Consider the following 23,757-nt stretch of genomic DNA (forward strand, 5'->3'; position numbering starts at 1 on the left):
TCATTTGGGACACGCCTACATAAATTGTAGTAAGAAACGATGCGCCGACGGCTTCTAAGAACCGACAGGAGGATAAGCCCGCAGATGAACCGCAACTACCGCAATCGACAACGTGCCGCTCATCGCCTGATCAGGATTGCAGCATCGTTCATTCTGGTTACTGTTCTAGTCTGGCCGGCCGGGGCGCTCGCCTCCGCTTCAAAGCGGCCGCCCGAGGCCGCGGAGCGCGGGCCCGGCACGCATGCCTTAGCGGCTGCCTTAATTGATGTTACCTCCGGACGCTTGCTCTATAGCAGCAATGGCGACAAGCAGATGCGGATCGCCAGCCTGACGAAGATCATGACCGCGATCGTCGCGATCGAGAATGGACGGCTCGACGATATGGTAACGGTTAGCAGCCGCGCCGCCGGCAAGGAAGGGTCCTCGCTGTATTTGAAGGCAGGAGAGAAGATGAAGCTATCGGATTTGCTCTATGGTCTCATGCTTCGTTCCGGCAATGATGCGGCGACCGCGATCGCCGAGCATGTCGGAGGTTCGATTGAAGGCTTCGTCTACCTGATGAACCGCAAGGCGGAGGAGCTTGGCCTGAAGCAGACGAACTTCGCCAACCCGCATGGCTTGGATGAGGAAGGGCACTATTCATCCGCCAACGACTTGGCTGTTCTGACCGCTTATGCGCTTCGCAACAAGACGTTCCGGACCATCGTCGGCACGAAGGTCAAGACAGCGCCGAATCCGAACGATGCTTGGGATTACAAATGGGTCAACAAAAATAAAATGCTGACCATGTACGAAGGGGCGGACGGCGTCAAGACGGGTTATACGAGACAAGCGCTGCGGTGCCTCGTCAGCTCGGCGACACGCGGCGGCCAACAGCTCGCGGCGGTCACGCTGAACGACCGCAGCGATTGGGCCGATCATCGCCGAATGCTCGACTTCGGCTTCGCGAAATATCCGCTGCAGCTTGTCGTTAGCAAGAACGAGCCTGTCGCTGGTTATCCGCTAGCGCCGGTCGCCGACTTCCGCTATCCGTTCGCTGCCGGCGAACGGGACAAGCTGCGTATCCGCATCGAGCCATTGCCGTCCACGAGCATCGATTACCGATTCGGCTACCGCGGCAGAATCGTATTCCGCATGGATGGCCGAACGATCGGAACGGTCGGCTTGAGCGAGCTGCCTGGGGGCGGAAGCAACTAAATTCCATTTTCACGATAAAAAGGGGCGTTAGCGATGGTGAACTGGATCTGGCTTGGGATGATTCTGTTCAGCGTCATCTTCGCCGCCGCGAACGGGAACATCCAGCAAGTCACCGAAGCAGCGTTCAGCGGGGCGCAGACCGGCGTGACCGTGTGCATAGGCTTAATCAGCATACTTGTGTTCTGGCTTGGCTTGATGCGGATCGCGGAGGTGTCCGGTCTCGTCGAGAAGCTGTCCAAGGCGGTCGCTCCTGCCGTTCGCTGGCTGTTCCCGGACGTACCGCGCGATCACCCGGCCTTCGGTTACATTCTGTCCAATATGAGCGCGAACCTGCTCGGTCTCGGCAACGCGGCGACGCCTATGGGCATACGCGCGATGCAGGAGCTGCAGAAGCTGAACCCGACGTCTGACACGGCGACGCCGGCGATGTGCACGCTGCTCGCGCTCAACACGGCTAGCATTACGCTCGTGCCGACGACGCTGATCGCGATTCGGATGAACTTCGGCTCCGCTCATCCGACGGACATCGTCGCATCCACGCTGCTCGCGACGATCGTCTCCACGGGAGCAGCTATCATCGCCGACCGTTGGTACAGACGCCGCAGCGCTTGGCCCCCGGTCTCGATTCAAGGAGGCGGCGGAGGCCAAACGGCAGCCCCCCAAGTGTCATCCAATTCGATCTCGAAGGGGGCTTGACGAATGGTCTCCTTCCTTCATGCATTATCCGCATGGGCGGTGCCGATGATGATCGTGCTCATCCCGCTGTATGCGGCATTCCGCAAGGTGCCTGTGTACGAGACGTTCATCGACGGCGCGAAGGACGGCTTCCAGACGGCGGTCGGCATCATCCCGCATCTGGTCGGCATGCTGACGGCTATCAGCATGTTCCGCGCTTCCGGCGCAATGGACGCGCTGATCGGCACCGTACGGCCGCTGTTCGAGCGGATCGGCATTCCAGGCGATGTGCTGCCCTTAGGCCTGCTGCGGCCGATTACAGGCGCCGGATCACTTGCCTACGCCACCGATCTGATCAAGGAGCATGGTCCGGATTCGATGGTCGCCCGGATCGCTTCCACTATACAGGGAAGCACGGATACGACGCTATATGTGCTGACGGTCTACTTCGGCGCCGTCGGTATCCGCAGGTCGCGCTATGCGCTTAAAGTGGGGCTGTTCTCGGATGCGGTCGGCTTCTTTGCCGCTGTGGCAGCATGTTGGCTGTTGTTTTAAGCCCGTCTAAACGTTATGATGGGTGATGAGGTGAAAAACGCAGTGGAACGTTTGCAAAAAATTCTGGCCAACGCGGGTGTCGCTTCTCGCCGGAAGTGCGAAGAGCTGATTGCGGAAGGCAAAGTAACGGTCAACGACAAGGTCGTCAAGGAGCTTGGCGCGAAGGCCGACCCTTATGTCGACGTTATAGCGGTGAACGGGAAGAAGATCCGCACCGAGTCGAAAGTATATTTGCTCTTCAACAAGCCCAAGGGCGTCATTACCAGCATGAGCGACGAGAAGGGACGATCCGTCGTCGCCGATTATTTAAAGGACGTCAAGCAGCGTGTCTATCCGGTGGGACGGCTGGATTACGATTCGGAGGGCTTGCTGCTGCTGACGAATGACGGGGACTTGGCTCACAAGCTGACGCACCCGAAGCATCACGTGCCGAAGACGTACCTAGCGACGGTTGAGCGGGTGCCGCACGGCGACGCGCTGGAGAAGCTGGCCAAGGGCATCAAGCTGGAGGACGGCATGACGGCTCCGGCCGAGGTCGAGTATCATGACGCCGACCCCGACAACAAGCAGGCGACGATCTCGATCACGATTCACGAGGGGCGCAACCGCCAGGTACGCCGTATGTTCGAAGCGATTCATCATCCCGTCGTTCGGCTGAAGCGTATCGCCTTCGGCGGCATTACGCTGGATCGTCTGCAGCGGGGCAAATATCGGCCGCTGACGAGGGAAGAGATCATGAAGCTGCGGGAAGCGGCCGAATCGATCCCCGCGGAGTGAACGGAATCTCAATCATAATGGGCATGCGCGTCACACAATGTTCAAAACCGGAGGTCGGGACAGTTGTCCCTGACCCCGGTATTTTCGTTATAATCGAGGTAAAAGACTCCTGCCTTCGCGGCCAGCGCTCATTCCTTGCGCAGTGAAGGCGCATTCAGACATCGGTGGTGAGAATCGTGAAGCGTTACCGCAAGCCCATTCAATATATCATTCTGGCTCTCGTCGTACTAATCGGCGGCTATGCGGTCGGCCGGTCGTTCTTCGAGACGAAGGAAGTGCTCAAGCCGGGCAGCGAACCGCCGGCCTTCGCTTTGGCGGACTTGCAGAATGAAGTTCACGAACTGGAATCTTACAAGGGCAAGCCCCTCATCATTAACTTCTGGGGGACGTTCTGCCCGCCTTGCCGCAACGAGATGCCGGCCCTTCAGCATGAGTACGAGAAGTGGAAGGATCAAGGACTGGAACTCATTGGCATTAATCTGAGCGAGGACCGTCTTGCCGTTCAACGGTTCGCGGACAGCGTAGGGGCGAACTTCCCAATACTGCTCGACCGCAACAAGAAGACAGAGAAGCAATACGGGTTAAAGGAATATCCGACGACTTACTTCATCGCCCCCGACGGGAAGATCCAAGACATCGTCGTTGGCGGTCCGATGAGCGAGGAAGATATCGAGATTCGAATCCAGAGACTCTTCGATGCTTCTTCGAGGACTTAACTAGGAGGCTGTTACCGTTTGTTCCAGAACACGAAATGCGAATGCGGGCACCAGAATCCGACGGGAACGGTGCTGTGCGAATCATGCGGCAAGCCTCTCATCGAAGATCTGCCGCTCGATAGCCCGCTTGAGATGCGATATGACGGCGTCGCCCGCCGTTCCCAGAAGGCGAACCCGGACTTGATCGACCGGGTATGGAATTTCTTCTCTTCGGTGAAAATAGCCGTTTGGCTCATCGTCATCACCTTGATCGGAGCCGCGATCGGCACGATCTATCCGCAGGAGAGCTCGTTCATTAATATGGACGACGCCGCGCAATACTACAAAGATACATACGGCGTATGGGGTCTAATCTATCAAGCGCTCGGATTCTCCCGAACCTATGAATCCTGGTGGTTCGTCGGGCTGCTCGTCATGATCGGCACCTCGCTTGTCATCTGCAGTCTGGACCGCGTACTGCCGCTCTATAAGGCGCTGTCCAAGCAGCAGATCCGCAAGCACCTCACCTTCTTGACGCGGCAGCAGACCGTCTACACCAGTCCGATCGAGCTGGACCCGGAGGAATGGACGGAGAAGTTGGCTAAGCAGTTGAAGAAGAAGCGGTACCGGGTTCATCGGGACGGCGATGCGCTGCTTGCGGAGAAGAATCGGTTCAGCCGCTGGGGGCCGTACATCAACCACATCGGCTTGATCGTCTTCCTGCTGGCGGTGCTGGCGAGAGGCGTCCCAGCCTGGCACATGGATCAATATGTGACGCTGGACGAAGGCCAGACGAAGCAAATTCCGAATACGAACTATTACGTTAAGAACGAGAAGTTCACCGTAGATTTCTACAAGGATGAGGAATTGCCGGACAGCCTGAAGGGAACGAATCGCGCCAAGCTGTTCGAGACCAAAGCCGTTCTGTACACTTGCACGGCCTATTGCGACGATCCGGTGAAGGATCCGGTCCTGGCCGAGGTGGATCGCCACGATATTCAGGTGAACAGCCCGCTCTCTTACCAGGGGTTGAAATTATACCAATACAATTATGAGCCGAAGGTTCATCTCATCTCGGTCAAGCCGATGCTGATCGATTCGCAGACGGGCGAGTCGTATGGACCGTTCGAGCTGCCGATGGCGAATCCTCCATTGACTTATTCGGTCGGCCCTTATACGCTGAAATTAAGCGATGTATTCCCGGATTTTGGCATGGACGAGCAGAACCGGCCGATGACGAAGTCGCGCGACCCGAACAATCCGGCGTTCGTCTTCATCGTGACGGGTCCGGGATTGCCCGAGACCGGAGAATTCTATATCTACTTCCCGCTGCCGACGGCAGAGGACAAGCTTCTCGAGCAGCAGATCAACGCCAGCTTCCAGAAGAGCGGCAACAACTCGGGACGATTCTCCTTCGAGGTCGGGAAGATGGAGAACGTGGAATTCTCGCAGTATACGACTTATTTGAACGTGCGCGTCGACCGCGCGATGCCTTTCGTATGGGTAGGCGCAGGCATCTCGATGATCGGGCTTATCATGGGATTCTACTGGCAGCATCGCCGGATCTGGACAAGGATTGACGACGGCGTGCTGACGCTAGGCGCTCATACGAACAAGAACACGTACGGCGTCCGGTCCGAAGTGGCTTCAGCGCTCAAAAATACAGGGATCGTCGTCGATCAGAAGGCGCTCGATAACAGGAGGAACACACGTTGAATTCATGGCTTCAAGCTAGCAGCAATGCTTTTATAGTCGCATTCTTTCTATATTGCTTCTCATTCATAGGCTACGCGGTGGCCGTAGCCGGCCGCCGGTGGAGCAACCGCGATCCGGAAGCGCACACGAAGCGCTGGGGCCGCATCGGCTTCACCCTCGCCGTGCTCGGCTGGGCTGCGCATCTCGTCTTCTTCTTCACGCGCTGGAAGGGCGGCGGCCATATTCCGACGAGCAACATGTATGAATTCATGACGTTCCTCGGCATGGCGATCATGTTCGCCTTTATCATCGTGAATATGATCTACCGCAACCCGCTCGTAGGCGCGTTCGCGACGCCGCTCGTCGTGATCATCATTGCTTATGCTTCCGTCTTCCCATCGGACGTGCAGCCGCTCATTCCAGCGCTCAACTCCATCTGGCTGAAGGTGCACGTTACGACGGCCGCTACAGGCGAAGCGTTCTTCGCGGTCGGCTTCGCTGCGGCGCTCGTGCAGCTGCTGCGCGTCGTCGATCCTTCGCGGAAGGATAAGGCGGGCCGCCGCGCGTCGCGCTGGCTGGAGTTTGTTCTCTTCTTCATCGTGATCGTCGTCGGCTTCCTTATCTCGGTGTTCGGCTTCCGCGCGGGCGGGTATCAGGCAGAATTCACGCAAGAGACATTCTCGATCGACCAACAGGGCAATGAGATCGACACGGTGCAGAAGGTGGAATACGGATTGCCGCCGATCGTGGCGCCGTACAACAGCGACACGGTAGCGATGGATTCGTACTTGGGCATCGATAAGCCCCTGTTCGAAGCGCCGTCCTGGATGAACGGCGTCAACGCGGGCCGCAAGCTGAACACCGTCATCTGGTCCATCATCTCCGGCTTGATCATCTACGGTCTTATCCGCCTCGTGATCCGCAAGCCGATCGCGGCAGCGATCCATCCGTACTTGGACGGCATCGATCCGGACGATCTGGACGAGATCAGCTACCGCGCGATCGCCATCGGGTTCCCGGTGTTCACGCTCGGCGCGCTCATCTTCGCGATGATCTGGGCGCAGATTGCATGGTCCCGCTTCTGGGGCTGGGATCCGAAGGAAGTGTGGGCGCTCATCACCTGGCTGTTCTACAGCGCGTATCTGCACCTTCGCTTGTCCCGCGGCTGGCTCGGCGTTCGTTCCGCGTGGCTGGCTGTTATCGGCTTCATCGTGGTCTTGTTCACGCTGATTGGCGTCAATCTCGTCATCGCTGGCCTGCATTCGTATGCCGGCGTGTAATCGCTAAGCTCGCGGCTTGCCGGGTTGTATGGGAAGCGCGTAAGGTAGTTTAATCTTGAAGGAGTTGGTCTGGGTGAGCGATACAGGACATCACATTCTCGTAGTGGACGATGAGGAACGGATCCGCCGTCTGCTTCGCATGTATCTGGAGAAGGAAGGATACGTGATCGAGGAAGCGGAAGACGGGGAGACGGCGCTTCGCAAGGCGCTGCAGCAAGACTTTGACCTGATCGTGCTCGATCTGATGCTGCCGGGCATGGACGGGATCGAAGTGTGCACCCGCCTCCGGCAGAGCAAGGCGACGCCGGTCGTCATGCTGACGGCGAAGGGCGAAGAAGTGAACCGGGTGCAAGGGTTCGAGGTCGGAGCAGACGATTATGTCGTGAAGCCGTTCAGTCCGCGCGAGGTGATCTTCCGGATCAAGGCGATTCTTCGCCGCTCATCAGCGACTGCCTTCTTGTCGAAGGATTTGGCGACGAGCAACAACATCGTTTTTCCCCATCTGGTCATTGAGCATGATGCCCATCGCGTCACGGCAGGCGGGCAGGAAGTGAACTTGACGCCGAAGGAATACGAACTGCTGCATTATTTGGCCAGTTCGCCGGACAAGGTATTCTCTCGCGAGGAGCTGTTGAAGGACGTCTGGAATTACGACTTCTTCGGCGATCTGCGCACCGTGGACACGCACGTCAAGCGGCTGCGCGAGAAGCTGAACCGCGTATCTGCGGATGCGGCGGCAATGATTACGACCGTGTGGGGTGTCGGCTACAAGCTGGAGGCGGCGAAGTAGGCGATGGCGATCTGGAGAAGCGTAGTCGGGAAAATGTGGCTGACGATTATCGGCCTCGTCGGCGTCGTGATCTCGACGATCGGGTTATTCTTGCTAAAGTATATCGATCTCTCGAATTACGGGAACGCCAGCAACATTAAGCATCTATTCGTTTATGCGGGGGCTGTCGGCTTTTTGCTGACAACCTTCTTCGCGTTTTTCCTGTTGACCAAGATCACGCAGCCGCTCCGCGAGATGAGAGACGCGGCCGATCAGATCGCCCAAGGCGACTACACCGTGCGCGTCGCCATTCGGTCCAGCGATGAGATCGGGGAACTCGCCAACACGTTTAATTCGATGGCGTCGGAGATCGACACGCTCATTCGGATTCTGGAGCACGAGCGAGATCACCTGAGCAGCGTGCTGCGCAGCATGACCGATGCGGTCATCTCGTTTAATGCGGAAGGCGGCGTTATTCTCACGAACCCGCAGGGGAAGCATCTGCTGGAGGAGTGGAATGCGGCGGATTGGAACGAAGGCTTCGCAGAGGGAGACGGCGAGGGCACGGGCCAAGGCGAAGGGGAAGTGCCCGAACCTTTGAAGGCTACCTTCCTAAGCGTGATTGGCAGAGGGGTAGAGCGCACCGACAAGATTAACGTTCATAACGAGGTTTACTCGATCGTCATGACGCCGCTGATCTCGTCGGATGGCATTCGCGGGGCGGTCGCCGTCCTTCGTGACGTAACCGAGGAATACCGCGTGGAGAAGCTGCGCAAAGACTTCGTCGCGAACGTATCGCATGAGCTGCGGACGCCGCTGTCGATGGTGCAGGGGTACAGCGAGGCGCTGCTGGACGGCATCGCCGCTTCGCCGGAGGAGCGCAACGAGCTCGTCCAAGTGATCCATGACGAGTCGCTGCGAATGGGACGGCTCGTCGCCGACTTCCTCGACCTCGCCCGAATGGAAGCCGGCCATCTTGATATGAACTTCCAGGAGCTGGATATGAACGCGCTCATCGGCAGAGTGTACCGCAAGTTCTCGGCGTTGACGAAGGAACGGGGCATCAACCTGACCCGTTCGGATGAGAGGGACGATCTCCATCTGCTGGAAGCGGATGCGGACCGGCTGGAGCAGGTACTGACCAATCTGCTGGATAATGCCATTCGGCACACGCCTTCCGGAGCCGCCATCCGAATCGAAGCGGACAAATTAATAGGTTCCCGCGGCGAGGAAGTTGTCATTAAGGTAGCCGACGAAGGGCAAGGCATTCCGCAGGAGGATCTGCCGTTCATATTCGAGCGGTTCTACAAGGCGGATAAAGCGCGCAAGCGCGATCACAAGGGCGGCACCGGTCTCGGTCTCGCTATCGTGAGGAACCTGGTGGAAGCCCACGGCGGCCGCATCACGGCAGCCAGCGAGCCGGGTGTCGGCACGACGTTCACGATCCACTTGCCGGTGCGCGGCAAGCGTTGAGAGCCAAGGCAGGCGTGGCGGCGCGGGGCGCGCGGAGGACCGCCGGGAAGGGTGACCGCTTCGGAGACTTCGGGAAAGCCGATTGATAGATCGCAGGAGAGCAAGAGGGCGAATGCGCGCGGATTGCAAGTCGCCTCGAGCTCACACTCCCGCGATCTCACGAATTAAGGCATTATAATCGCCTTGTTGGACGACACTTTAATGATTCGGTTGGAAATAAGGCAATAGTAATACCTTGTTTGTCAAGCGGGCGGTAATCCGTTGTGAATAAGGCAGCAAAACTGCCTTATTGTGTGACACCTCGGCTATCTGGCGGTAAGTAAGGTAACAAAATTGCCTTGTTGGTCATGCGTGTGGCGATTAGCTCAGATATGACGCAGCGAATTTACTCCGCTCATACGAAAACAGGGACTGACCCAGACGGGACAGTCCCTGTTTCGTATGAGCAGGCGATCTTGCTTTACGCCAACCGAATTTCCTTCGCGCTGACAAGGTCGGGAAGCGCCGCGACTTGCGCCAGCACTTCCTTCGGCACCGCTTTGTCGACGCCTAGCGCCATGATGGCCGATCCGCCGGCCAGCTTCCGGCCGACCTGCATCGTCGCGATGTTGATGTCGTTGCTGCCGAGCAGCGTGCCGACGCGTCCGATGATGCCCGGCTTGTCCGAATGGGAGATAAGGAGAATATGGCCTTCCGGCGCCACGTCCACCGGGTACTGATCGATCTGCGTGATGCGCGCGCCGAAGCCGTTCAGCAGCGCAGCGGCAACTGTACGTTCTTCCTTGGCGGTACGCAGCGTCACCGACACGAGGTTCACGAAGCCTTTGCTGGCATGCGATTTGTTGGTAACGATGTTCAAGCCGCGCGTCTTGGCCAAGTGCATCGCGCTGACCGGGTTAACCTGATCCGAACCGAGATGGTGGGCGAGAACGCCTTCCACGACATGGCGCGTGATCGGCTGCGTGTCCACGTCCGCCAGCTCGCCGGAATAAGAGACGACGATCTCTTTGACGGCGCCGTCGGCCATCTGGGCCGCGAAGCTTCCCAGCTTGCGTCCGATCGGGAAGTACGGCTGGATCTTGGAGAGGATGTCCGCGGGAACCGAAGGCATGTTCACCGCGTTCTTGTACGGCTCGCCGCGCAGAATGTGCAGCAGCTGTTCGGATACGTCGATCGCCACGTTCTCCTGCGCCTCGACGGTGGAGGCGCCAAGGTGCGGCGTCACGACGATCTTCGGGTGGTTCAGGAACGGATGATCCGGCTTCGGCGGTTCTTCTTCGAAGACGTCGAACGCGGCTCCGGCAACGATGCCGGCGTCGATCGCTTCAACGAGCGCAACTTCGTCAATAATGCCGCCGCGCGCGCAGTTGATAATGCGCATGCCTTGCTTCATCCGAGAGAATTGCTCTTTGCCGATCATGTGTCGAGTCTCAGGCGTCAACGGCGTATGGACGGTAATGAAGTCTGCCCCGCGAATGACGTCCTCGACGGAAGCGAGCTTCACGCCGAGCTTCTCCGCGCGCTCTTCCGTCAGGAACGGGTCGTAGCCGAGAATGCTCATGCCGAACGCTTTGGCGCGAGCGGCGACTTCGCTGCCGATGCGGCCCATGCCGAGTACGCCCAGCACCTTGTTGCGAAGCTCGACGCCAACGAACGATTTGCGATCCCATTCGCCGCCGACCGTCTTCTGATAAGCCTGCGGAATGTGGCGGGCCAGCGCCATCATCATGGCGAAGGTATGCTCGCACGTCGTAATGGTATTGCCGTCTGGAGCGTTAATGACGACGATGCCGCGCTTCGTTGCGGCTTCAAGATCGATGTTGTCGACGCCGACGCCGGCGCGGCCAATCACCTTCAGTTGTTTGCCTGCGGTCATGATACGCTCGGTTACGCGCGTCTGGCTGCGGACGAGAAGAGCGTCATATTCGCCGATAATGGAGACCAATTCATCTTCCGATAATCCCGTCTTCTTGTCGATGGAGATGTCGGATGCTTCTACGAGAAGAGAAATGCCCAAATCGCTGATCGGATCAGATACCAACACTTTAAACATGCAAGCTCCCCCTAATTTGGTTCTCTTGACAGAAAACACCCTCAAACTCTCCCGAGCGTTCGCGTCAGGGCGAACGAACAGTGTGCTTAAGGGTGTTCCGCTCACTTCATTCATTCGTCGATTGATTCCTGAGTCTCATTTGCCTTTACTATTTTAAAGCAATGAGACAAGCAAATCAATGACTTCATCGGATATTAAATTAGGTATTGTTCGTATTTTTATTTGTCAGATGAGAAAAAAGGCAGCTGAGGCAGCAATTCTTGATCGTATAAACGAACTTTCGATGCCAAGAAGTCGCCTTTACGAACGGCATCCGTCTGCGTCAACAGATCGGCAACCGAGCTCATCGATTTCAATTTCATCTTGGCAGCCTGGCCGGAAGCGACGAAGCTGTCGATACGCGCGGCTAAATCCTGCGGCAAGAATCCGGTCATGAGCGACCGCTCTTGCATGTATTCCGCCGCCAATTCGTTCTTGATCAGCAGGGGAAGCTTCTTCCACCCGGCCAGATCGATCGAAGTCTTGTCCTTGCTCTCTTCCGGAATATCGATGTCGACGGTCGCCCCCCATTTGACCATGGACTCATAATATTGCTTCTGGGCGGCAAGACTGAGCTTCTGCGCTTCGGCGATATACGCGTTAGCGTTTATTTGTTCGAGCACGATATCGGCTGTCGCTTGGTTAGCCGAAGAGACATAAGCGGACAGGCCGTCGGCATACAGCTTCAAGCTCTTAAGGTACTGGTTCTGGGCGTCCTTCAGCAGCGGCGATACCTGCGGAACGTACGCAACCTTGACGGATTCATACTCGGCCTTGGCTGAGCGGACTAATTCTTTGACCTGCGCAGAGCGGTCCGCCGATTCGTCCGACAGCCACTCCTGCTGCGCGGATTGCCAGTCGTCCAAGAATTCACGATAAGGCAAAAATACGGTATGATAGAAAGATACGAGATCCTGAAGCTGATAAGCATTCAGAGACACCGAAGCTGCAGCGGCTTGCGGCAACGCGGTCGCCTTCTCGTGACGGGATTCCGCCTGCGAAGCGCCGACTTTGACGCCGTAGAAGAAGGCCGCTACCGCAACGACGAGCATGAAGAGAAAACCGAGTGCGAACATGAGATCAATGCGTGTGAGACGTTTGTCCATTCATAACTCCTCTTTACGGTCAGATTTAGTAGCTTTAGTATAGGGAAACTATGCCAAACGAACAATAACTTACGAATCAAATTTAGAGGTCATATGAAAAAATTCGACATTCGCAACTTGAAGGTTCGCAAAGCGTCAATTAACGAGCTCGGCGACCGTTTGCTGCTCGCCAATTTGTACTTGACTCAACTCGTTACTTTTATTATCGGATTATTGTGGGTGATTTTGCAGGGGAGAAACCCGATTCGATTGTTCGCATGGCCGGGCAGCTTCGAATTTCTCGGCTGGTCGATCGGGTTATCGGCGGCTATCGTCTTGCTCGACGTCGCCTTATCCAGATGGATGCCCGAGGAGGCCATGGATGATGGAGGCGTCAACGAACGAATCTTCCGCACGCGTCCCATCTGGCACATCGCGCTCATCTGCCTTGTCGTAAGCATATGCGAAGAGCTGCTGTTCCGCGGCGCGATTCAGCACTCGTTCGGTCCTTATTGGACCAGCATCCTGTTCGCGGCAATCCATGTCCGATATTTGCGCCACTGGATACCGACCGGCATGGTGTTCGCGATCAGCTACGGATTCGGCTGGATGTATGTGCATACGGGCACGCTCTGGGCGCCGATCGCCGCTCACTTTCTGGTAGATTTGATCATGGGGCTAATTATTCGGTTACGGAGGGACAAGCAAGTATGAAGGACGATGGCCAATCTTCGGCGTGGGAGCGTTATGTAGAAGCGAAGAGACATGCCTTCGAAGAACAGCAGGCGGATGGAGGGGCGGGGGAACCTAAGACGCTCGAGGAGCTGGAAGCGGCTATTGCCGAAGCCGCCGCTTCCTCGGGCATTCCAGAGACAGGAATGCCGCCAAGATCCTCTATTCATCCAACCGCAAGACGCAACTTGAGCCGCTGGTTCTACCAAACGCTCGTCATCTTGTTCGTTGGGTTGGTCGCATACTTGCTATGGTGGGGATATCAAAATACTTAAGCTTCGGTATCGATCGCCTCAGGGTCGACGAAGGAGTAGCCCTTCTGCTCCAGATCGGTCAGCAGCGCATCCAGCGCTTCGCCCGTCCACGGGAGCTCGTGCATCAGAATGTTGCTTCCGGGATGAAGCAGATCATTTACATTCTTAATAATCGCGGCCGTCTTGTCCTTGATCTTGTCGCCCGTCATCTCCCAGTCGAGGGAGCCATCGGACCAGGTCATGTACAGGAGGCCGTTCTCTTTGGCGATGGAATGCGTATATTCGTTGCCGGAGGCGTTCGGCGGACGGAAGAAGACCGGCTTCTTGCCGATTACCTCTTCAACGATATTCTGAACCTTCTCGATCTGCTCGCGAATCGTCTCCGGCTTCTCTTTGCCTAACATAATGTGATCCCACGAATGATTGCCGACCGTATGGCCGCGTTCGTCAATCTCCTGCAGCAGCTCGGGGTGCGCCTTAACTCGATACCCGTTAACGAAGAAGATCGCTTTGGCATGATGCTTGTCCAGCGTATCCAGAATCGGCTTCAGCGTCTCTTCCGCTTTCGGCCCGTCATCGAACGTCAGCAGTACGACTTTCGAGTTCGTGGTCTCCTTGTCGATCGGCACGATGTCGTAGTTCTTGTTCATCCGGTACGTTAACTCCACAGGAGCTTCGGTCGGATCCGGAGACGGCGAAGGATCAGGAGATGCGGAGGGAGATGCGGCAGCAGACGCGGAAGGCGAAGCGGAGGGCGTCTGTGCAGCGCTTGCAGAAGGAGAGACAGTCTGCGTGGCAGCAGGCGCGGAATTGGCCGGGGCTGCGGTATTGCCGGCGCCGCAGGCAGCCAGTGACATCAGCAGAATGGGAATAGTTACGGCGGCGGTGGCGATGTTCTTCATTATTGGATCTCCTCTGCGGTCTTGAATGAAATGAATTCGTGTATCTCGACTTATTTTAACATAGCCCGATTTTGTTCGACACTGGTGCCTTTTCCTTATTTTGATTGAGCATGAGCCGCCGCCGGCGGGCCACAATAGAGGATGTAAGCACCCGGCGAAGGGTGCGTTAAGGAAAGGGGAGTTTCGGATGAAAGTCTCGGCATTCTTGCTTGGCGGTCTGGCTGGGGCGGCCGCGGTCATATTCATTCAGCGCAACAAGCGAATGGTCTCGGCGGTCGGCAATATCGGATGGAGCCAAGTCAAGTCGCGGGTGAACGGAATGAAGGATGAGGCCATCGGCAAAATGTGGAGCAAGAGCTTCGAGTCGCATGACTCGGCCGGCGGTTTAGACAAGGTTGCCCATCTGGCAGCGCAGGACTCGGAGGTTCAGCGCCGTGTCAATGAAATATTGGAAGAGAGCGGACAGAACCAGATCTGAATCTGCGCTCCATCCTCCAACATCAGCGTCCGGCCCGCTTCCTGACGAGGGAGCGGCAGGCGCTGATTTTTTGTTATTCATGGGTTTTCCCTAGTGCATTTCAATTAGAGAAGTGATAACATGTTGTCAAAGCAAAAATCAATCACACATTATATGCCACGTCATACGCTGTTATCACCCATCGTGTGCAGAAGGAGGATCCTGTCATGAGGATGGAGCGGCTTAGCCAAGACAAGATTAGGATTTTCCTTACCTTCGACGATCTGTCGGAACGCGGAATTCAGAAGGAAGACATGTGGCGGGAAATTCCGAAAGTCCATGAATTGTTCAGCGAGATGATGGATCAAGCCTATAGCGAGCTTGGCTTTGATGCCTCGGGGCCTCTTGCGGTCGAAGTGTTCGCAATGCCTGCCCAAGGAATGGTCGTCATCGTCACGAGAGGGAAGCTGGACCGGGACGCGGAAGCCTCGGCCGAGGATGAACTCGATGAAGAAGTTTACGAAATGGAGGTTACGCTCGAACAGAGCGAAGCCATAATATATCGTTTTCGCGACATCGAAGACGCGATCTCAGCCGCCAAGATGCTTAACCGCCATCTGACGCAGGAAGGCAGGATGTATCGTTATCAGAATCAGTGGGTGCTCTGCTTCGATCCCGCAGGTCTAGAGAACGCGGGATATCATGCGCTGATCGCGGTGCTTGCCGAATACGGCGATGCGACATCCGTAACGCCGGCCGTTCTTGAAGAATACGGACAGTTGGTGATCCCTTCCAATGCCGTTAAAGTTCTCGCCGAGCACTTCGCTTGAATTCGCTGTTTGTCTGAGGGCCATGCCATATACCGATTAGCAACGGACATTTTGCGTTAAACGCCGGTCGTTTATCGCGGGATGTTCGTTTTTTGTTCACAATTTAAGGCGGACGGCCCTTGAACCTGTCTAATGGGGTGCCCCTGCGGCAAGAGACGTTGTATAATAGGGAGCATGGAAGGGAGGGGGAACGAAGGTGCTTCTCTTATCGCTGCTGGCCGCCGCCATCGCGCCCGGCATTGCGCTGCTGGCCTACTTCTATTGGAAAGACCGCTATGACGTCGAGCCGTTGCCTATCGTGATCCGCCTGTTCCTTGCCGGCGCGCTAACGGTGCTTCCGGTGATGGTTATTCAGCGCGCGCTGACGCTATGGCTCGGAGAATCGCCGTTTGCGTTTTCCTTTCTGATCTCGGCCGGCGTTGAAGAATTTATCAAGTGGTTCGTTCTGTACCACATCATATACAATCACACCGAATTCGATGAGCCTTACGACGGCATCGTCTACGCGACTTCGGTCTCTCTTGGCTTCGCGACGCTGGAGAACGTCCTATACGCCTTCAACGAACCGGTCACCTTCGGCATGCTGCTCGCCAGAGCGCTGCTCCCGGTATCGGGCCACGCCCTGTTCGGCGTCTTCATGGGCTATTCGATGGGCAAGGCCAAGTTCTCAGCCGGCAAGCGGGTTCCGCTGCTGCTGGCGGCGGCGTTCTTCCTGCCGTTCCTAGCGCACGGGGCGTTCGATCTGATTCAGCAGACCGTTCCTCCCGAGTGGCTATGGGTAATGGTGCCATTCATGCTGCTGCTCTGGCTAAGAGGCATGATCAACGTGAATCGGGCTAACTCGGTCTCGCCGTTCCGAATGATCAAGCGCGAGGAAGGTTAAATCTTCCCAAGCCCGTCAATACTTCCGATTAGAACGACTGCGGAACGATTCCGCGTGAGAGAGCGGGAGGGGCGAAGATGACGGCCGAACGGGTGAAGGTGATGATCCGTTGCAACCGCTGCGGCGAGAAGTTCGTGCTTCGGGGAAGAAGGGATCGAGGCCGAATCGACACCGGGTTTAAAATGTGTCTCTGCAGCAATACGAACGATTTCGACATCGAAGAAACGTGAATAAAGCTGGCCCAAGCTTCCCACACTAACGCCGAACGGCAGTCTGGGAATGAAAGGGGTCGGCTTTTCATGTATGCGAGGTTAAGTTCGGTTCTGTTCCCCGTCGCAGCTCTGCTATTTGTCGGGGCGATCCTGTGGGGATATCAAGAGCATCAAGAGAAGAATGCGATTATGATCAAGGCGGAGAATCAGTATCAGCGGGCGTTCCACGATTTGGCGAGCCATATGGGCAGCCTGCAGGACGAGCTTGGCCAGACGCTGGCCGTATCCTCGGTGTCGCAGGGCATGCAGCGCAAGGGCCTCATTAAGGTATGGAGGCTGACGAGCCAAGCCCAGAATGAGATCAGCCAGCTTCCGCTAGCGGGCGTTCCTTTCAACAAGGCGGGCGATTTCCTGTCCCGCATCTCGGACTTTGCCTATCGAACCTCTGTCAGAGACCTGACGAAGCAGCCGCTCTCGCAGGATGAGATCAAAACGATGAAGTCTCTGTATGCGAAAGCCTCGGACGTGAATAAGGATTTGACTAATATCCGAGAGTCCGTCATGAACGACCATCTTCGCTGGATGGATGTCGAAGTGGCAATGGCCGGCAAAGACGAGCCGTATAACAATACGATCATCGACGGCCTTAAGGCGGTGGACAAGAAGATCGGCTCATACCCCGAGAATGATTGGGGACCTGCCGCCATGGCGTCCAAGCGGGGCCATCCCGTCCGTATGCTGTCTGGCAAGCCGGACGTTACGGCGGATAAGATTAAGCAACAGGCGCTTGCCTTCCTCGGCACGACGGCAATGTCCGGGGCCGGACGTCAAGTCAATGTAGTCGAGAACGGCAAGAACACCGATATGCCTGGTTATACGGCGACGGTCCCTGGCCCGAATGGCGAGAATATTCAAATGGATTATACGCGCAAGGGCGGCGAGCTGCTGTGGTATATGAATCCGCGAACCGTCAAGACGCGCAAGCTTGATTTTGCGTCGGCGAAGGCCAAAGCCGCGCAATTTCTTGATCAGCACGGCTATAAGAACATGACGCCGGTTACCTACGATGAGTATGATCATGTATCGGTGTTCACGTTCGTCGGGCAGAAGAACAATGTCAAGATTTATACGGATAAAGTGACGGTGCGAGTAGCGCTTGATAATGGCGAGGCGGTCGGCCTTCAAGCTTCGGACCATGTGTTCGCGCCGCGCGTTCTGTCGACGGGCAAGCCCAAGCTGTCGCAGAGCGAAGCGCGCAAGTCGCTCAACTCGGACTTCAAGGTTCAGGCATCCAGTCTTGCTCTTATCGAGAATGAGGAGAACAAGCAAGTCCTGTGCTATGAATTCGTCGGCAAAGTCGGCGGCGAACAATATCGGATCTACATTAATGCCGACTCGGGACTTGAGGAATCGGTCGAGAAGATTCCCGAGAAAGCCAGAGCGCTGTTGAAGTGAAGAGCATGAAGCGGCAGCTGCCCGACGCATTTTGCGGCGAAGGGCAGCTTTTTCTAGCGTATAGACGACATTCGCATGGCTGGATAGAAGAAGTTGCGCAAGGAGCGTGTCCAAGCATCCTCGTCATGGTATAATTGGGAAGATAGGTGACAGATCGTACCGATTATACCGACAGTGTCAGCGTGGTGGAGGGGTAAAGGGTGCTTCCGAAAATAAACCAAACGATGTTCATTCAGCTGCCAAGAGAGTCTGGCACAGAGCAGGCTTCCCTTCTTCGATCCAGATTAGCGGATATGGATGAAGCGTCGCTGTACATCGAGATTCCGCTGGAAGAGAAGACAGGAAGGTACCACCGTGCGCAGCCGGGCGACGAGTTCCGGGTGACTTATTACACGACGGAAGGCGTCAAGCACGAGTTCAAGGCGACGGTCCAGAACTTCCTCAAGGAGGAGACCGTTCCCCTTGTCGAGCTTCGCAAGCCGAAGCAGGAGGAGATCACGCGGGAGCAACGGCGGAATTTCCTTCGTGTGGAGGCGCAGCTCGAGGTCGCCGTGCGAATCGGCGACAAGATGCGGTTCTTAGCGCTCACCGAGGACGTCGGAGGCGGCGGTATCTCGCTGCGCTGCGAACGGAAGTGGCCGATTCAGCCGAATTTAAGGGTGAATTGCTGGCTTCTGATTCCATTCCGTTCCGGCAGCATCGCGCACGCCCAGTTCGAAGGAGATGTCATTCGGGTAGCCGAGACGGAGCCGAATCATTATATCGTCATGATCCGATTCGTCAACATTGCCGAATCCGATCAACAGAAGGTCATTCGGTATTGTTTTGAACGACAACTTGATTTTCGCAAGGAATGATCAGTAATGAGAGAGCAAGAAGATAATCGGTTCGAAGTCAAGTGGTTCGCTAAGTCCGAGCGGCTGATCATTAGGGGAATCGCGATTCTCGCCGTTCTGCTCCTGCTCTCGCAGCTTGCGCTCCATTTCCCGGCGGCTAGACATTTGTTGACCCATACGGATCATTGGGAAGGAATCAAATACCGCAGCCCATAAGGCAGTCGGATCATCCGCTTCTTTTTTGCATCTGCAGGTGGGGTGTGGTATAATTTTCTCATTCGCACGCAGGCATAGCTTGCCTGCGTTTTTCGTAAGGGTAGTTGATTAGGAGGCTTTATTCTTACTCATGAATCCACTAACAAGTCACCCGATCAACATCGCGATCGACGGTCCTGCTGGCGCAGGCAAGAGCACCGTGGCCCGACTCGTCGCAAGCCGGCTGCATTATGTATATGTGGATACGGGGGCGATGTATCGCGCTGTAACCGCTATTGCCCTGGAGCGGGGCATCCCGCCCGAGGATGAGGATGCCGTCGGCCGGCTGGCGCAGCGGCTTCGCGTTGACCTGCGGCCGGGAGAAGAAGGGCAGCTCGTTTTCGCGGACGGAGAAGACGTTACTTCCAAGCTTCGAACGTTGGAAGTGAATCGCAGCGTCTCGCTCGTGGCTTCGTACGAAGCCGTTCGGATGAAGATGGCCGAAGAGCAGCGGCGCATGGCGAGAGCCAAAGGCGTCGTCATGGACGGCAGGGATATCGGCACCCACGTCCTGCCCGATGCTGAGCTGAAGATCTTTCTTACCGCTACCCCGAGAGAACGCGCTCTGAGAAGATTCAAAGAGATGGGCGAACAAACGGAGATTACGCTGGAACAATTGGAACAGGAGATTGTCGAGCGTGACCGCAAAGATTCGGAACGGGAGATTGCGCCGCTTCTTCAAGCGCCGGATGCCAGATTCGTCGATTCCACAGGACGCAGCATCGACCAGATTGTGGACGAGATCGTTGAATGGGGACGGGCGGCATCAAGAACCATTTCGGCGGGGGAGAAGTAAATTATGTTATATCGGTTCGCAAGGGCTTTACTCTTAGCGGTGTTCCGTCTCTTGTACCGGTTCGAAGCCAGAGGCGTATCCAATATTCCGGCTTCCGGCCCCGTCGTGTTGTGCAGCAATCATAAGAGCTTAATCGATCCCATCACACTCGGCATCGGTTCTCCGCGCAAGATTCATTATATGGCCAAGGAAGAATTGTTCCGAATTCCGCTGTTCGGTTCGCTCATTCGAGCGCTTGGCGCATTCCCTGTGAAGCGCGGCGGCGTCAGCCTAGATACGATTCGAACAGCCATTAGCGTGCTCAAGGCGGACCGCGTGATGGGCATCTTCCCCGAAGGATCGAGGAAGGGCGAACGCATCGACGGCGTCGGCACAGGCAAGCGCGGAGCGATTACGATCGCATCTCGCTCGGGAGCTGCAGTCGTTCCCGTCGCAATCATCGGCGAATACCGCATGTTCCGCAAGCTGACTATGGTATGCGGAGCCCCGCTCGACCTTAGCGCTTACTTGGTCAAGGGATCCGAAGATTGGGAAGGCGCTACCGCAGTGCTCATGTCCAGCATTCGGGAGATGCTTCGAACCGGTCAGCCGACGAATTGATTGCCGGGCTGCATGCATGTTTCATTCGGTTTACCAACATACTACAGGTATTATTTGGTTCATCGATTCGATTGATTTAAAGCCGCTTCGGGCGGGTTTAAATAAAGTTGTTGTAGAATTGAGGAGGTATTTTCCATGTCTGAAGAAATCAATGTCCAAGAGACGGCTGCCGAGCAGGTAAGCCAGGACGCACTCGAGAACGTCGTATCCTTGAAGAAGGGTGACACCGTCAAAGGTACGATCGTCAAAATCGAGGATAACCAAGCATTCGTGAGCCTTGGATATAAATACGACGGCGTCATTCCGCTTCGCGAACTGTCGTCCGTGAATCTCGACAACGCATCCGAAGCTGTACAGATCGGCCAGGAAGTCGAAGCGAAGATCGTCAGCATCAACGATGCGAAGGAGAGCCTCGTTCTCTCCAAGCGTCAAATCGACAGCACTCGCGCTTGGGACGATCTGCAAGCGAAGTTCGAGAGCGGAGAAGCGTTCGAAGTGACCGTTGCCGACGTTGTCAAAGGCGGCCTCGTCGCCGACGTCGGCGTTCGCGGCTTCATTCCGGCTTCGATGGTGGAGCGCCACTTCGTGGAAGACTTCTCCGGCTACAAGGGCCGTACTCTTCGCGTCAAAGTGAAGGAGATCGACCGCGAGAACAACAAAGTCATCCTGTCCCAGAAGGATGTGCTGGAAGCCGAGTACGAAGAGCAGAAGCAGAAGATTATGGCTGCTCTTGAGCCGGGCCAAGTGATCGAAGGCACCGTTCAACGCCTGACGCCGTTCGGCGCGTTCGTTGACATCGGCGGCGTTGACGGCCTTGTGCATGTATCCGAGATCGCCTGGAGCCATGTCGCTCATCCGGCTGATGTCGTATCCGAAGGCCAGCAAGTCAAAGTGAAAGTGCTGAAGGTCGATCCTTCGATCGGCAAGATCAGCCTGAGCATCAAAGCTGCGCAACCTGGACCTTGGGAGGCGGCTGCCGGCCAATTCCACACCGGCGAGATCGTATCCGGCGTCGTGAAGCGTCTTGTCAGCTTTGGCGCATTCGTCGAGATCGCTCCTGGCGTCGAAGGCCTCGTTCACATCTCCCAAATCGCGCATCGTCACATTGCGACGCCGCATGAGGTGTTGAAGGAAGGCCAAGAAGTTCAAGCGAAGATTCTCGACTTCAATCCAGCCGAGAAGCGCGTCTCCCTCTCCATTAAAGAGACGGAAGAGGCGCCCGCGCAGCCGGAACGCGAACATCGTGCGCCGCGCGGCCCTCGCGCGAACCGCGAAGAGACCAACCTTCCGCCGGCTGAATCGATGAGCTTCACGCTTGGCGAGAAGTTCGGCGACAAGCTGAGCAAGTTCAAATAAGCGAAGGCTTCGCGCCCCGCTTTCCCGAAGAACGGGACGATGGCAGACAATATGTCTGCCTCGTCCCGTTCTTTTTTTGTCGGCAATGAAGCAATTTTCCTGCCTTGGATGCGAATACTAAGCTACGGCTGAAGAGGAGGGGGAATGGCCGATGCCATCTGGATATGCAGCAGCGGCCGCATGGGCGATCGCGGTCATCTTAAGTTTAAGCGGGTGGAGGAGAGAGCTGACGGAAGGGCTGCCTAGATTCGCCGTGATCGGATACCTTGCCGGATGGCCGTTCTTCTCACGTCTATTGGTGCCGGTTCCGTTGCTCGGATACGAGACGGCGGTTGGCGCAAGCTTGCTATGGACAGCGGCATTCGCCATCGTTGCGGCAGGCAGCTTGGGTGCAGCGAAGTCTGGCACCTCCTGCGCGGCAGGCGTGCTGATCGGGTCGGCAGCCCTGTTCACCGACAGGGTCTCGGAGGCGCTGCCGTCTCTGTTGCCGGCGAGCGCGTTGTGGGTCTCCTCCGCGATCATCGCGGTAATTGCAGCGCTGCTGTCAAGAGGAGCGGCGGAGCAGATTGTGACGCTCACAATAGGCTTAACGCTGACTGAAGCGGTCTCCGCCTTGTGGGATCTTCACACGATAGGCCAAGCGTTGATCGGCACGCTTGCCTGGTCGGACCGCTGGTGGTTGGCGTACTTGGAGATTCGCGTCTTTACGGTAGCGGCTTCGTGGCTGCCCTTGCTCGTGAGAAGAAGCCAATGGAGAAGAGGAGGGGAACGATCGTGAGCATGCCGTGGCTGCTGTCGCATCCGGATCTGGCCGAAGTATCCCTCGGCACCTTCGCAGGCGTGGCGACGCGGTATTTAATGCTGCGCAGCGACTACCGCCAATACCCGTCTTACCCGCACGGACGAATCATTCATCTGGCGCTCGGGCTTATCGCTGGAGCGCTGGGGGCCGTGGCGGTTCCTGCGCTGTTCGATAAGAATTATACGGCAATCACCTTCCTCGGGATGGCAGCCCAGCAATTCCGGGACGTACGGAATATGGAGCGCAATACGCTGACTGCGCTGGATGCGCAAGAGCTGGTGCCTCGCGGAGCGGCGTACATAGAAGGCATAGCTGTCGTGTTCGAAGGGCGCAATTACTTGTCCATCTTCGCGGCTTTCCTAACAAGTCTGATCGTGACGCTCGCGGGCTGGGCGCCAGGCATTCTGGTTGGGGCGCTATGTCTGGCGACGGCTATTCGCTTCCGCAAAGGCAAGAAGCTTGAAGACGTGGCGAAGGTTGAAGCCGCGCCTGTACGAATCGACGGACCGAATCTGCTCGTCGGGGACGTCTACATGATGAATGTCGGGCTGAATGAGAACCGCGACATTATCGGGAAGCAGGCAATCGGCTTCATCCTGACGCCGAAGAACGACGACGCGCGGGTGACGCTCGCGAATTTGGGACAACGGCAGGCGATTCTGCACGATGTGTCCACGCGCCTCGGCGTTTATCGGGACGATGGGGAACCGATGCTGCTGCCGATGGCGAAGCTCGGGCTTGCCTCTGGCAAGCTGGGTGTCCTCTTCCTGCCGAGGGAGCATGATCCCGAGAAGGCGCTCGCGTCGGTATCGAGCGTCCCGCTGCTGGAATCGGCGATCCGCAAGCCGGTTGAAGCCAATCGTCGAGCAGAGGAGAAGGCGGTGCGCGGTGGTTAAGATTATGGCTGTCGTCACGACGCGAGAGTCGGGCTTCGCGGGCGGAACTCCGGTCTTCCTCGCGCGCGACAAGGAGGAACTGCAAGCCTTGTCCCATTCCCTCGAGAAGATCTTGAACGCCGCAGCCCATCAATTAAACGAGGACTCCTTCCTCCTCGTCTACCGGCAATGAAGAAGAGTTAGCCAAGGCGGGTTATT

Annotated in this window: 27 protein-coding genes; 24 read left to right on the plus strand and 3 right to left on the minus strand. The window is 56.7% G+C overall.

The genetic code is table 11. The features are described from left to right. Positions 1-84 precede the first annotated feature (84 nt). The 9 genes from H4Q31_RS10230 (at position 85) to H4Q31_RS10270 (ending at position 9,116) form a co-directional block, all read left to right on the plus strand. Positions 85-1,197: a D-alanyl-D-alanine carboxypeptidase family protein gene (locus H4Q31_RS10230; protein ID WP_185178978.1), complete on the plus strand. Its 1,113-nt coding sequence runs from the start codon at positions 85-87 to the stop codon at positions 1,195-1,197. Positions 1,198-1,230: 33 nt separating this feature from the next. After that, on the plus strand, positions 1,231-1,893 hold the full coding sequence (locus H4Q31_RS10235; RefSeq protein ID WP_185178979.1) for a nucleoside recognition domain-containing protein: 663 nt from the start codon (positions 1,231-1,233) through the stop codon (positions 1,891-1,893). Between the two features lie 3 nt (positions 1,894-1,896). Then, a complete protein-coding gene (locus H4Q31_RS10240) occupies positions 1,897-2,427 on the plus strand; it encodes a spore maturation protein (protein WP_185178980.1) in 531 nt (176 codons plus the stop codon). A 42-nt stretch (positions 2,428-2,469) separates the two neighbouring features. Beyond that, positions 2,470-3,204: a pseudouridine synthase gene (locus H4Q31_RS10245; protein WP_185178981.1), complete on the plus strand. Its 735-nt coding sequence runs from the start codon at positions 2,470-2,472 to the stop codon at positions 3,202-3,204. A gap of 164 nt (positions 3,205-3,368) precedes the next feature. Next, positions 3,369-3,920, plus strand: coding sequence for a redoxin domain-containing protein (locus H4Q31_RS10250; RefSeq protein WP_311771711.1), 552 nt, complete (start codon positions 3,369-3,371; stop codon positions 3,918-3,920). Positions 3,921-3,938: 18 nt separating this feature from the next. Continuing rightward, complete coding sequence (resB, locus tag H4Q31_RS10255; protein ID WP_185178982.1) at positions 3,939-5,615, plus strand: cytochrome c biogenesis protein ResB; 1,677 nt, start codon at positions 3,939-3,941, stop codon at positions 5,613-5,615. After that, positions 5,612-6,874, plus strand: a complete 1,263-nt coding sequence (gene ccsA, locus H4Q31_RS10260; RefSeq protein ID WP_185178983.1) for a cytochrome c biogenesis protein CcsA — start codon at positions 5,612-5,614, stop codon at positions 6,872-6,874. Before resB ends, ccsA begins: the two co-directional genes overlap by 4 nt. A gap of 73 nt (positions 6,875-6,947) precedes the next feature. Then, positions 6,948-7,664 carry a response regulator transcription factor gene (locus H4Q31_RS10265; protein ID WP_185178984.1) on the plus strand — a complete coding sequence of 239 codons (717 nt, stop codon included), beginning with the start codon at positions 6,948-6,950 and terminating at the stop codon, positions 7,662-7,664. Between the two features lie 3 nt (positions 7,665-7,667). Next, complete coding sequence (locus H4Q31_RS10270) at positions 7,668-9,116, plus strand: sensor histidine kinase (protein ID WP_185178985.1); 1,449 nt, start codon at positions 7,668-7,670, stop codon at positions 9,114-9,116. Between the two features lie 460 nt (positions 9,117-9,576). On the opposite strand, the gene serA is transcribed toward H4Q31_RS10270, so the two are convergent. Together serA and H4Q31_RS10280 are read right to left on the minus strand one after the other, a co-directional pair. Beyond that, a complete protein-coding gene (gene serA / locus H4Q31_RS10275; protein WP_185178986.1) occupies positions 9,577-11,169 on the minus strand; it encodes a phosphoglycerate dehydrogenase in 1,593 nt (530 codons plus the stop codon). Positions 11,170-11,387: 218 nt separating this feature from the next. Then, a complete protein-coding gene (locus tag H4Q31_RS10280) occupies positions 11,388-12,314 on the minus strand; it encodes a hypothetical protein (RefSeq protein ID WP_185178987.1) in 927 nt (308 codons plus the stop codon). Between the two features lie 93 nt (positions 12,315-12,407). Between H4Q31_RS10280 and H4Q31_RS10285 the strand changes: the two genes are divergently transcribed. Both H4Q31_RS10285 and H4Q31_RS10290 read left to right on the plus strand, forming a co-directional pair. Further along, positions 12,408-13,007 carry a CPBP family intramembrane glutamic endopeptidase gene (locus tag H4Q31_RS10285; protein ID WP_185178988.1) on the plus strand — a complete coding sequence of 200 codons (600 nt, stop codon included), beginning with the start codon at positions 12,408-12,410 and terminating at the stop codon, positions 13,005-13,007. Beyond that, a complete protein-coding gene (locus tag H4Q31_RS10290; protein ID WP_185178989.1) occupies positions 13,004-13,300 on the plus strand; it encodes a hypothetical protein in 297 nt (98 codons plus the stop codon). The genes H4Q31_RS10285 and H4Q31_RS10290 overlap by 4 nt, the downstream gene beginning before the upstream one ends. On the opposite strand, the gene H4Q31_RS10295 is transcribed toward H4Q31_RS10290, so the two are convergent. Next, positions 13,297-14,181 carry a polysaccharide deacetylase family protein gene (locus tag H4Q31_RS10295; protein ID WP_185178990.1) on the minus strand — a complete coding sequence of 295 codons (885 nt, stop codon included), beginning with the start codon at positions 14,179-14,181 and terminating at the stop codon, positions 13,297-13,299. The two genes, H4Q31_RS10290 and H4Q31_RS10295, sit on opposite strands and share 4 nt — an antisense overlap. A gap of 187 nt (positions 14,182-14,368) precedes the next feature. Here H4Q31_RS10295 and H4Q31_RS10300 point away from each other — a divergent pair, with 187 nt between their 5' ends. The 13 genes from H4Q31_RS10300 to H4Q31_RS10360 all read left to right on the plus strand — a co-directional run bounded on the left by H4Q31_RS10300 (position 14,369) and on the right by H4Q31_RS10360 (position 23,731). Then, positions 14,369-14,659, plus strand: a complete 291-nt coding sequence (locus H4Q31_RS10300; protein ID WP_185178991.1) for a hypothetical protein — start codon at positions 14,369-14,371, stop codon at positions 14,657-14,659. A 206-nt stretch (positions 14,660-14,865) separates the two neighbouring features. Next, positions 14,866-15,468: a genetic competence negative regulator gene (locus tag H4Q31_RS10305; protein ID WP_185178992.1), complete on the plus strand. Its 603-nt coding sequence runs from the start codon at positions 14,866-14,868 to the stop codon at positions 15,466-15,468. Positions 15,469-15,664: 196 nt separating this feature from the next. After that, on the plus strand, positions 15,665-16,351 hold the full coding sequence (gene prsW, locus H4Q31_RS10310) for a glutamic-type intramembrane protease PrsW (RefSeq protein WP_185178993.1): 687 nt from the start codon (positions 15,665-15,667) through the stop codon (positions 16,349-16,351). A 77-nt stretch (positions 16,352-16,428) separates the two neighbouring features. Beyond that, positions 16,429-16,581 carry a hypothetical protein gene (locus H4Q31_RS10315; RefSeq protein ID WP_185178994.1) on the plus strand — a complete coding sequence of 51 codons (153 nt, stop codon included), beginning with the start codon at positions 16,429-16,431 and terminating at the stop codon, positions 16,579-16,581. Between the two features lie 69 nt (positions 16,582-16,650). Then, positions 16,651-18,018, plus strand: a complete 1,368-nt coding sequence (gene ypeB / locus H4Q31_RS10320; protein ID WP_185178995.1) for a germination protein YpeB — start codon at positions 16,651-16,653, stop codon at positions 18,016-18,018. A 200-nt stretch (positions 18,019-18,218) separates the two neighbouring features. Beyond that, positions 18,219-18,875: a flagellar brake protein gene (locus tag H4Q31_RS10325; protein WP_185178996.1), complete on the plus strand. Its 657-nt coding sequence runs from the start codon at positions 18,219-18,221 to the stop codon at positions 18,873-18,875. A gap of 6 nt (positions 18,876-18,881) precedes the next feature. Then, positions 18,882-19,070, plus strand: a complete 189-nt coding sequence (locus H4Q31_RS10330; protein WP_185178997.1) for a hypothetical protein — start codon at positions 18,882-18,884, stop codon at positions 19,068-19,070. 130 nt (positions 19,071-19,200) lie between these two features. Then, positions 19,201-19,905: a (d)CMP kinase gene (cmk, locus tag H4Q31_RS10335; protein WP_185178998.1), complete on the plus strand. Its 705-nt coding sequence runs from the start codon at positions 19,201-19,203 to the stop codon at positions 19,903-19,905. A 3-nt stretch (positions 19,906-19,908) separates the two neighbouring features. After that, a complete protein-coding gene (locus H4Q31_RS10340; protein WP_185178999.1) occupies positions 19,909-20,505 on the plus strand; it encodes a lysophospholipid acyltransferase family protein in 597 nt (198 codons plus the stop codon). Between the two features lie 135 nt (positions 20,506-20,640). Continuing rightward, positions 20,641-21,861 carry a 30S ribosomal protein S1 gene (rpsA, locus tag H4Q31_RS10345; RefSeq protein WP_185179000.1) on the plus strand — a complete coding sequence of 407 codons (1,221 nt, stop codon included), beginning with the start codon at positions 20,641-20,643 and terminating at the stop codon, positions 21,859-21,861. Between the two features lie 151 nt (positions 21,862-22,012). Further along, on the plus strand, positions 22,013-22,639 hold the full coding sequence (locus H4Q31_RS10350; protein ID WP_185179001.1) for a hypothetical protein: 627 nt from the start codon (positions 22,013-22,015) through the stop codon (positions 22,637-22,639). A 2-nt stretch (positions 22,640-22,641) separates the two neighbouring features. Beyond that, complete coding sequence (locus H4Q31_RS10355; protein WP_185179041.1) at positions 22,642-23,559, plus strand: YIEGIA family protein; 918 nt, start codon at positions 22,642-22,644, stop codon at positions 23,557-23,559. Next, on the plus strand, positions 23,552-23,731 hold the full coding sequence (locus tag H4Q31_RS10360; RefSeq protein WP_185179002.1) for a capping complex subunit for YIEGIA: 180 nt from the start codon (positions 23,552-23,554) through the stop codon (positions 23,729-23,731). Before H4Q31_RS10355 ends, H4Q31_RS10360 begins: the two co-directional genes overlap by 8 nt. Positions 23,732-23,757 lie beyond the last annotated feature (26 nt).

The sequence above is a fragment of the Cohnella lubricantis genome, from assembly GCF_014212015.1.
GTDB lineage: Bacteria > Bacillota > Bacilli > Paenibacillales > Paenibacillaceae > Cohnella > Cohnella lubricantis.

Bases quoted from the DNA above. Each gene is read 5' to 3' on its own strand.
- H4Q31_RS10230 (WP_185178978.1), top strand. From the start codon at position 85: ATGAACCGCAACTACCGCAATCGACAACGTGCCGCTCATCGCCTGATC.
- H4Q31_RS10235 (WP_185178979.1), top strand. From the start codon at position 1,231: ATGGTGAACTGGATCTGGCTTGGGATGATTCTGTTCAGCGTCATCTTC.
- H4Q31_RS10240 (WP_185178980.1), top strand. From the start codon at position 1,897: ATGGTCTCCTTCCTTCATGCATTATCCGCATGGGCGGTGCCGATGATG.
- H4Q31_RS10270 (WP_185178985.1), top strand. From the start codon at position 7,668: ATGGCGATCTGGAGAAGCGTAGTCGGGAAAATGTGGCTGACGATTATC.
- serA (WP_185178986.1), bottom strand. From the start codon at position 11,169: ATGTTTAAAGTGTTGGTATCTGATCCGATCAGCGATTTGGGCATTTCT.
- H4Q31_RS10280 (WP_185178987.1), bottom strand. From the start codon at position 12,314: ATGGACAAACGTCTCACACGCATTGATCTCATGTTCGCACTCGGTTTT.
- H4Q31_RS10285 (WP_185178988.1), top strand. From the start codon at position 12,408: ATGAAAAAATTCGACATTCGCAACTTGAAGGTTCGCAAAGCGTCAATT.
- H4Q31_RS10290 (WP_185178989.1), top strand. From the start codon at position 13,004: ATGAAGGACGATGGCCAATCTTCGGCGTGGGAGCGTTATGTAGAAGCG.
- H4Q31_RS10295 (WP_185178990.1), bottom strand. From the start codon at position 14,181: ATGAAGAACATCGCCACCGCCGCCGTAACTATTCCCATTCTGCTGATG.
- H4Q31_RS10300 (WP_185178991.1), top strand. From the start codon at position 14,369: ATGAAAGTCTCGGCATTCTTGCTTGGCGGTCTGGCTGGGGCGGCCGCG.
- H4Q31_RS10305 (WP_185178992.1), top strand. From the start codon at position 14,866: ATGAGGATGGAGCGGCTTAGCCAAGACAAGATTAGGATTTTCCTTACC.
- H4Q31_RS10315 (WP_185178994.1), top strand. From the start codon at position 16,429: ATGACGGCCGAACGGGTGAAGGTGATGATCCGTTGCAACCGCTGCGGC.
- ypeB (WP_185178995.1), top strand. From the start codon at position 16,651: ATGTATGCGAGGTTAAGTTCGGTTCTGTTCCCCGTCGCAGCTCTGCTA.
- H4Q31_RS10330 (WP_185178997.1), top strand. From the start codon at position 18,882: ATGAGAGAGCAAGAAGATAATCGGTTCGAAGTCAAGTGGTTCGCTAAG.
- cmk (WP_185178998.1), top strand. From the start codon at position 19,201: ATGAATCCACTAACAAGTCACCCGATCAACATCGCGATCGACGGTCCT.
- H4Q31_RS10340 (WP_185178999.1), top strand. From the start codon at position 19,909: ATGTTATATCGGTTCGCAAGGGCTTTACTCTTAGCGGTGTTCCGTCTC.
- rpsA (WP_185179000.1), top strand. From the start codon at position 20,641: ATGTCTGAAGAAATCAATGTCCAAGAGACGGCTGCCGAGCAGGTAAGC.
- H4Q31_RS10350 (WP_185179001.1), top strand. From the start codon at position 22,013: ATGCCATCTGGATATGCAGCAGCGGCCGCATGGGCGATCGCGGTCATC.
- H4Q31_RS10355 (WP_185179041.1), top strand. From the start codon at position 22,642: ATGCCGTGGCTGCTGTCGCATCCGGATCTGGCCGAAGTATCCCTCGGC.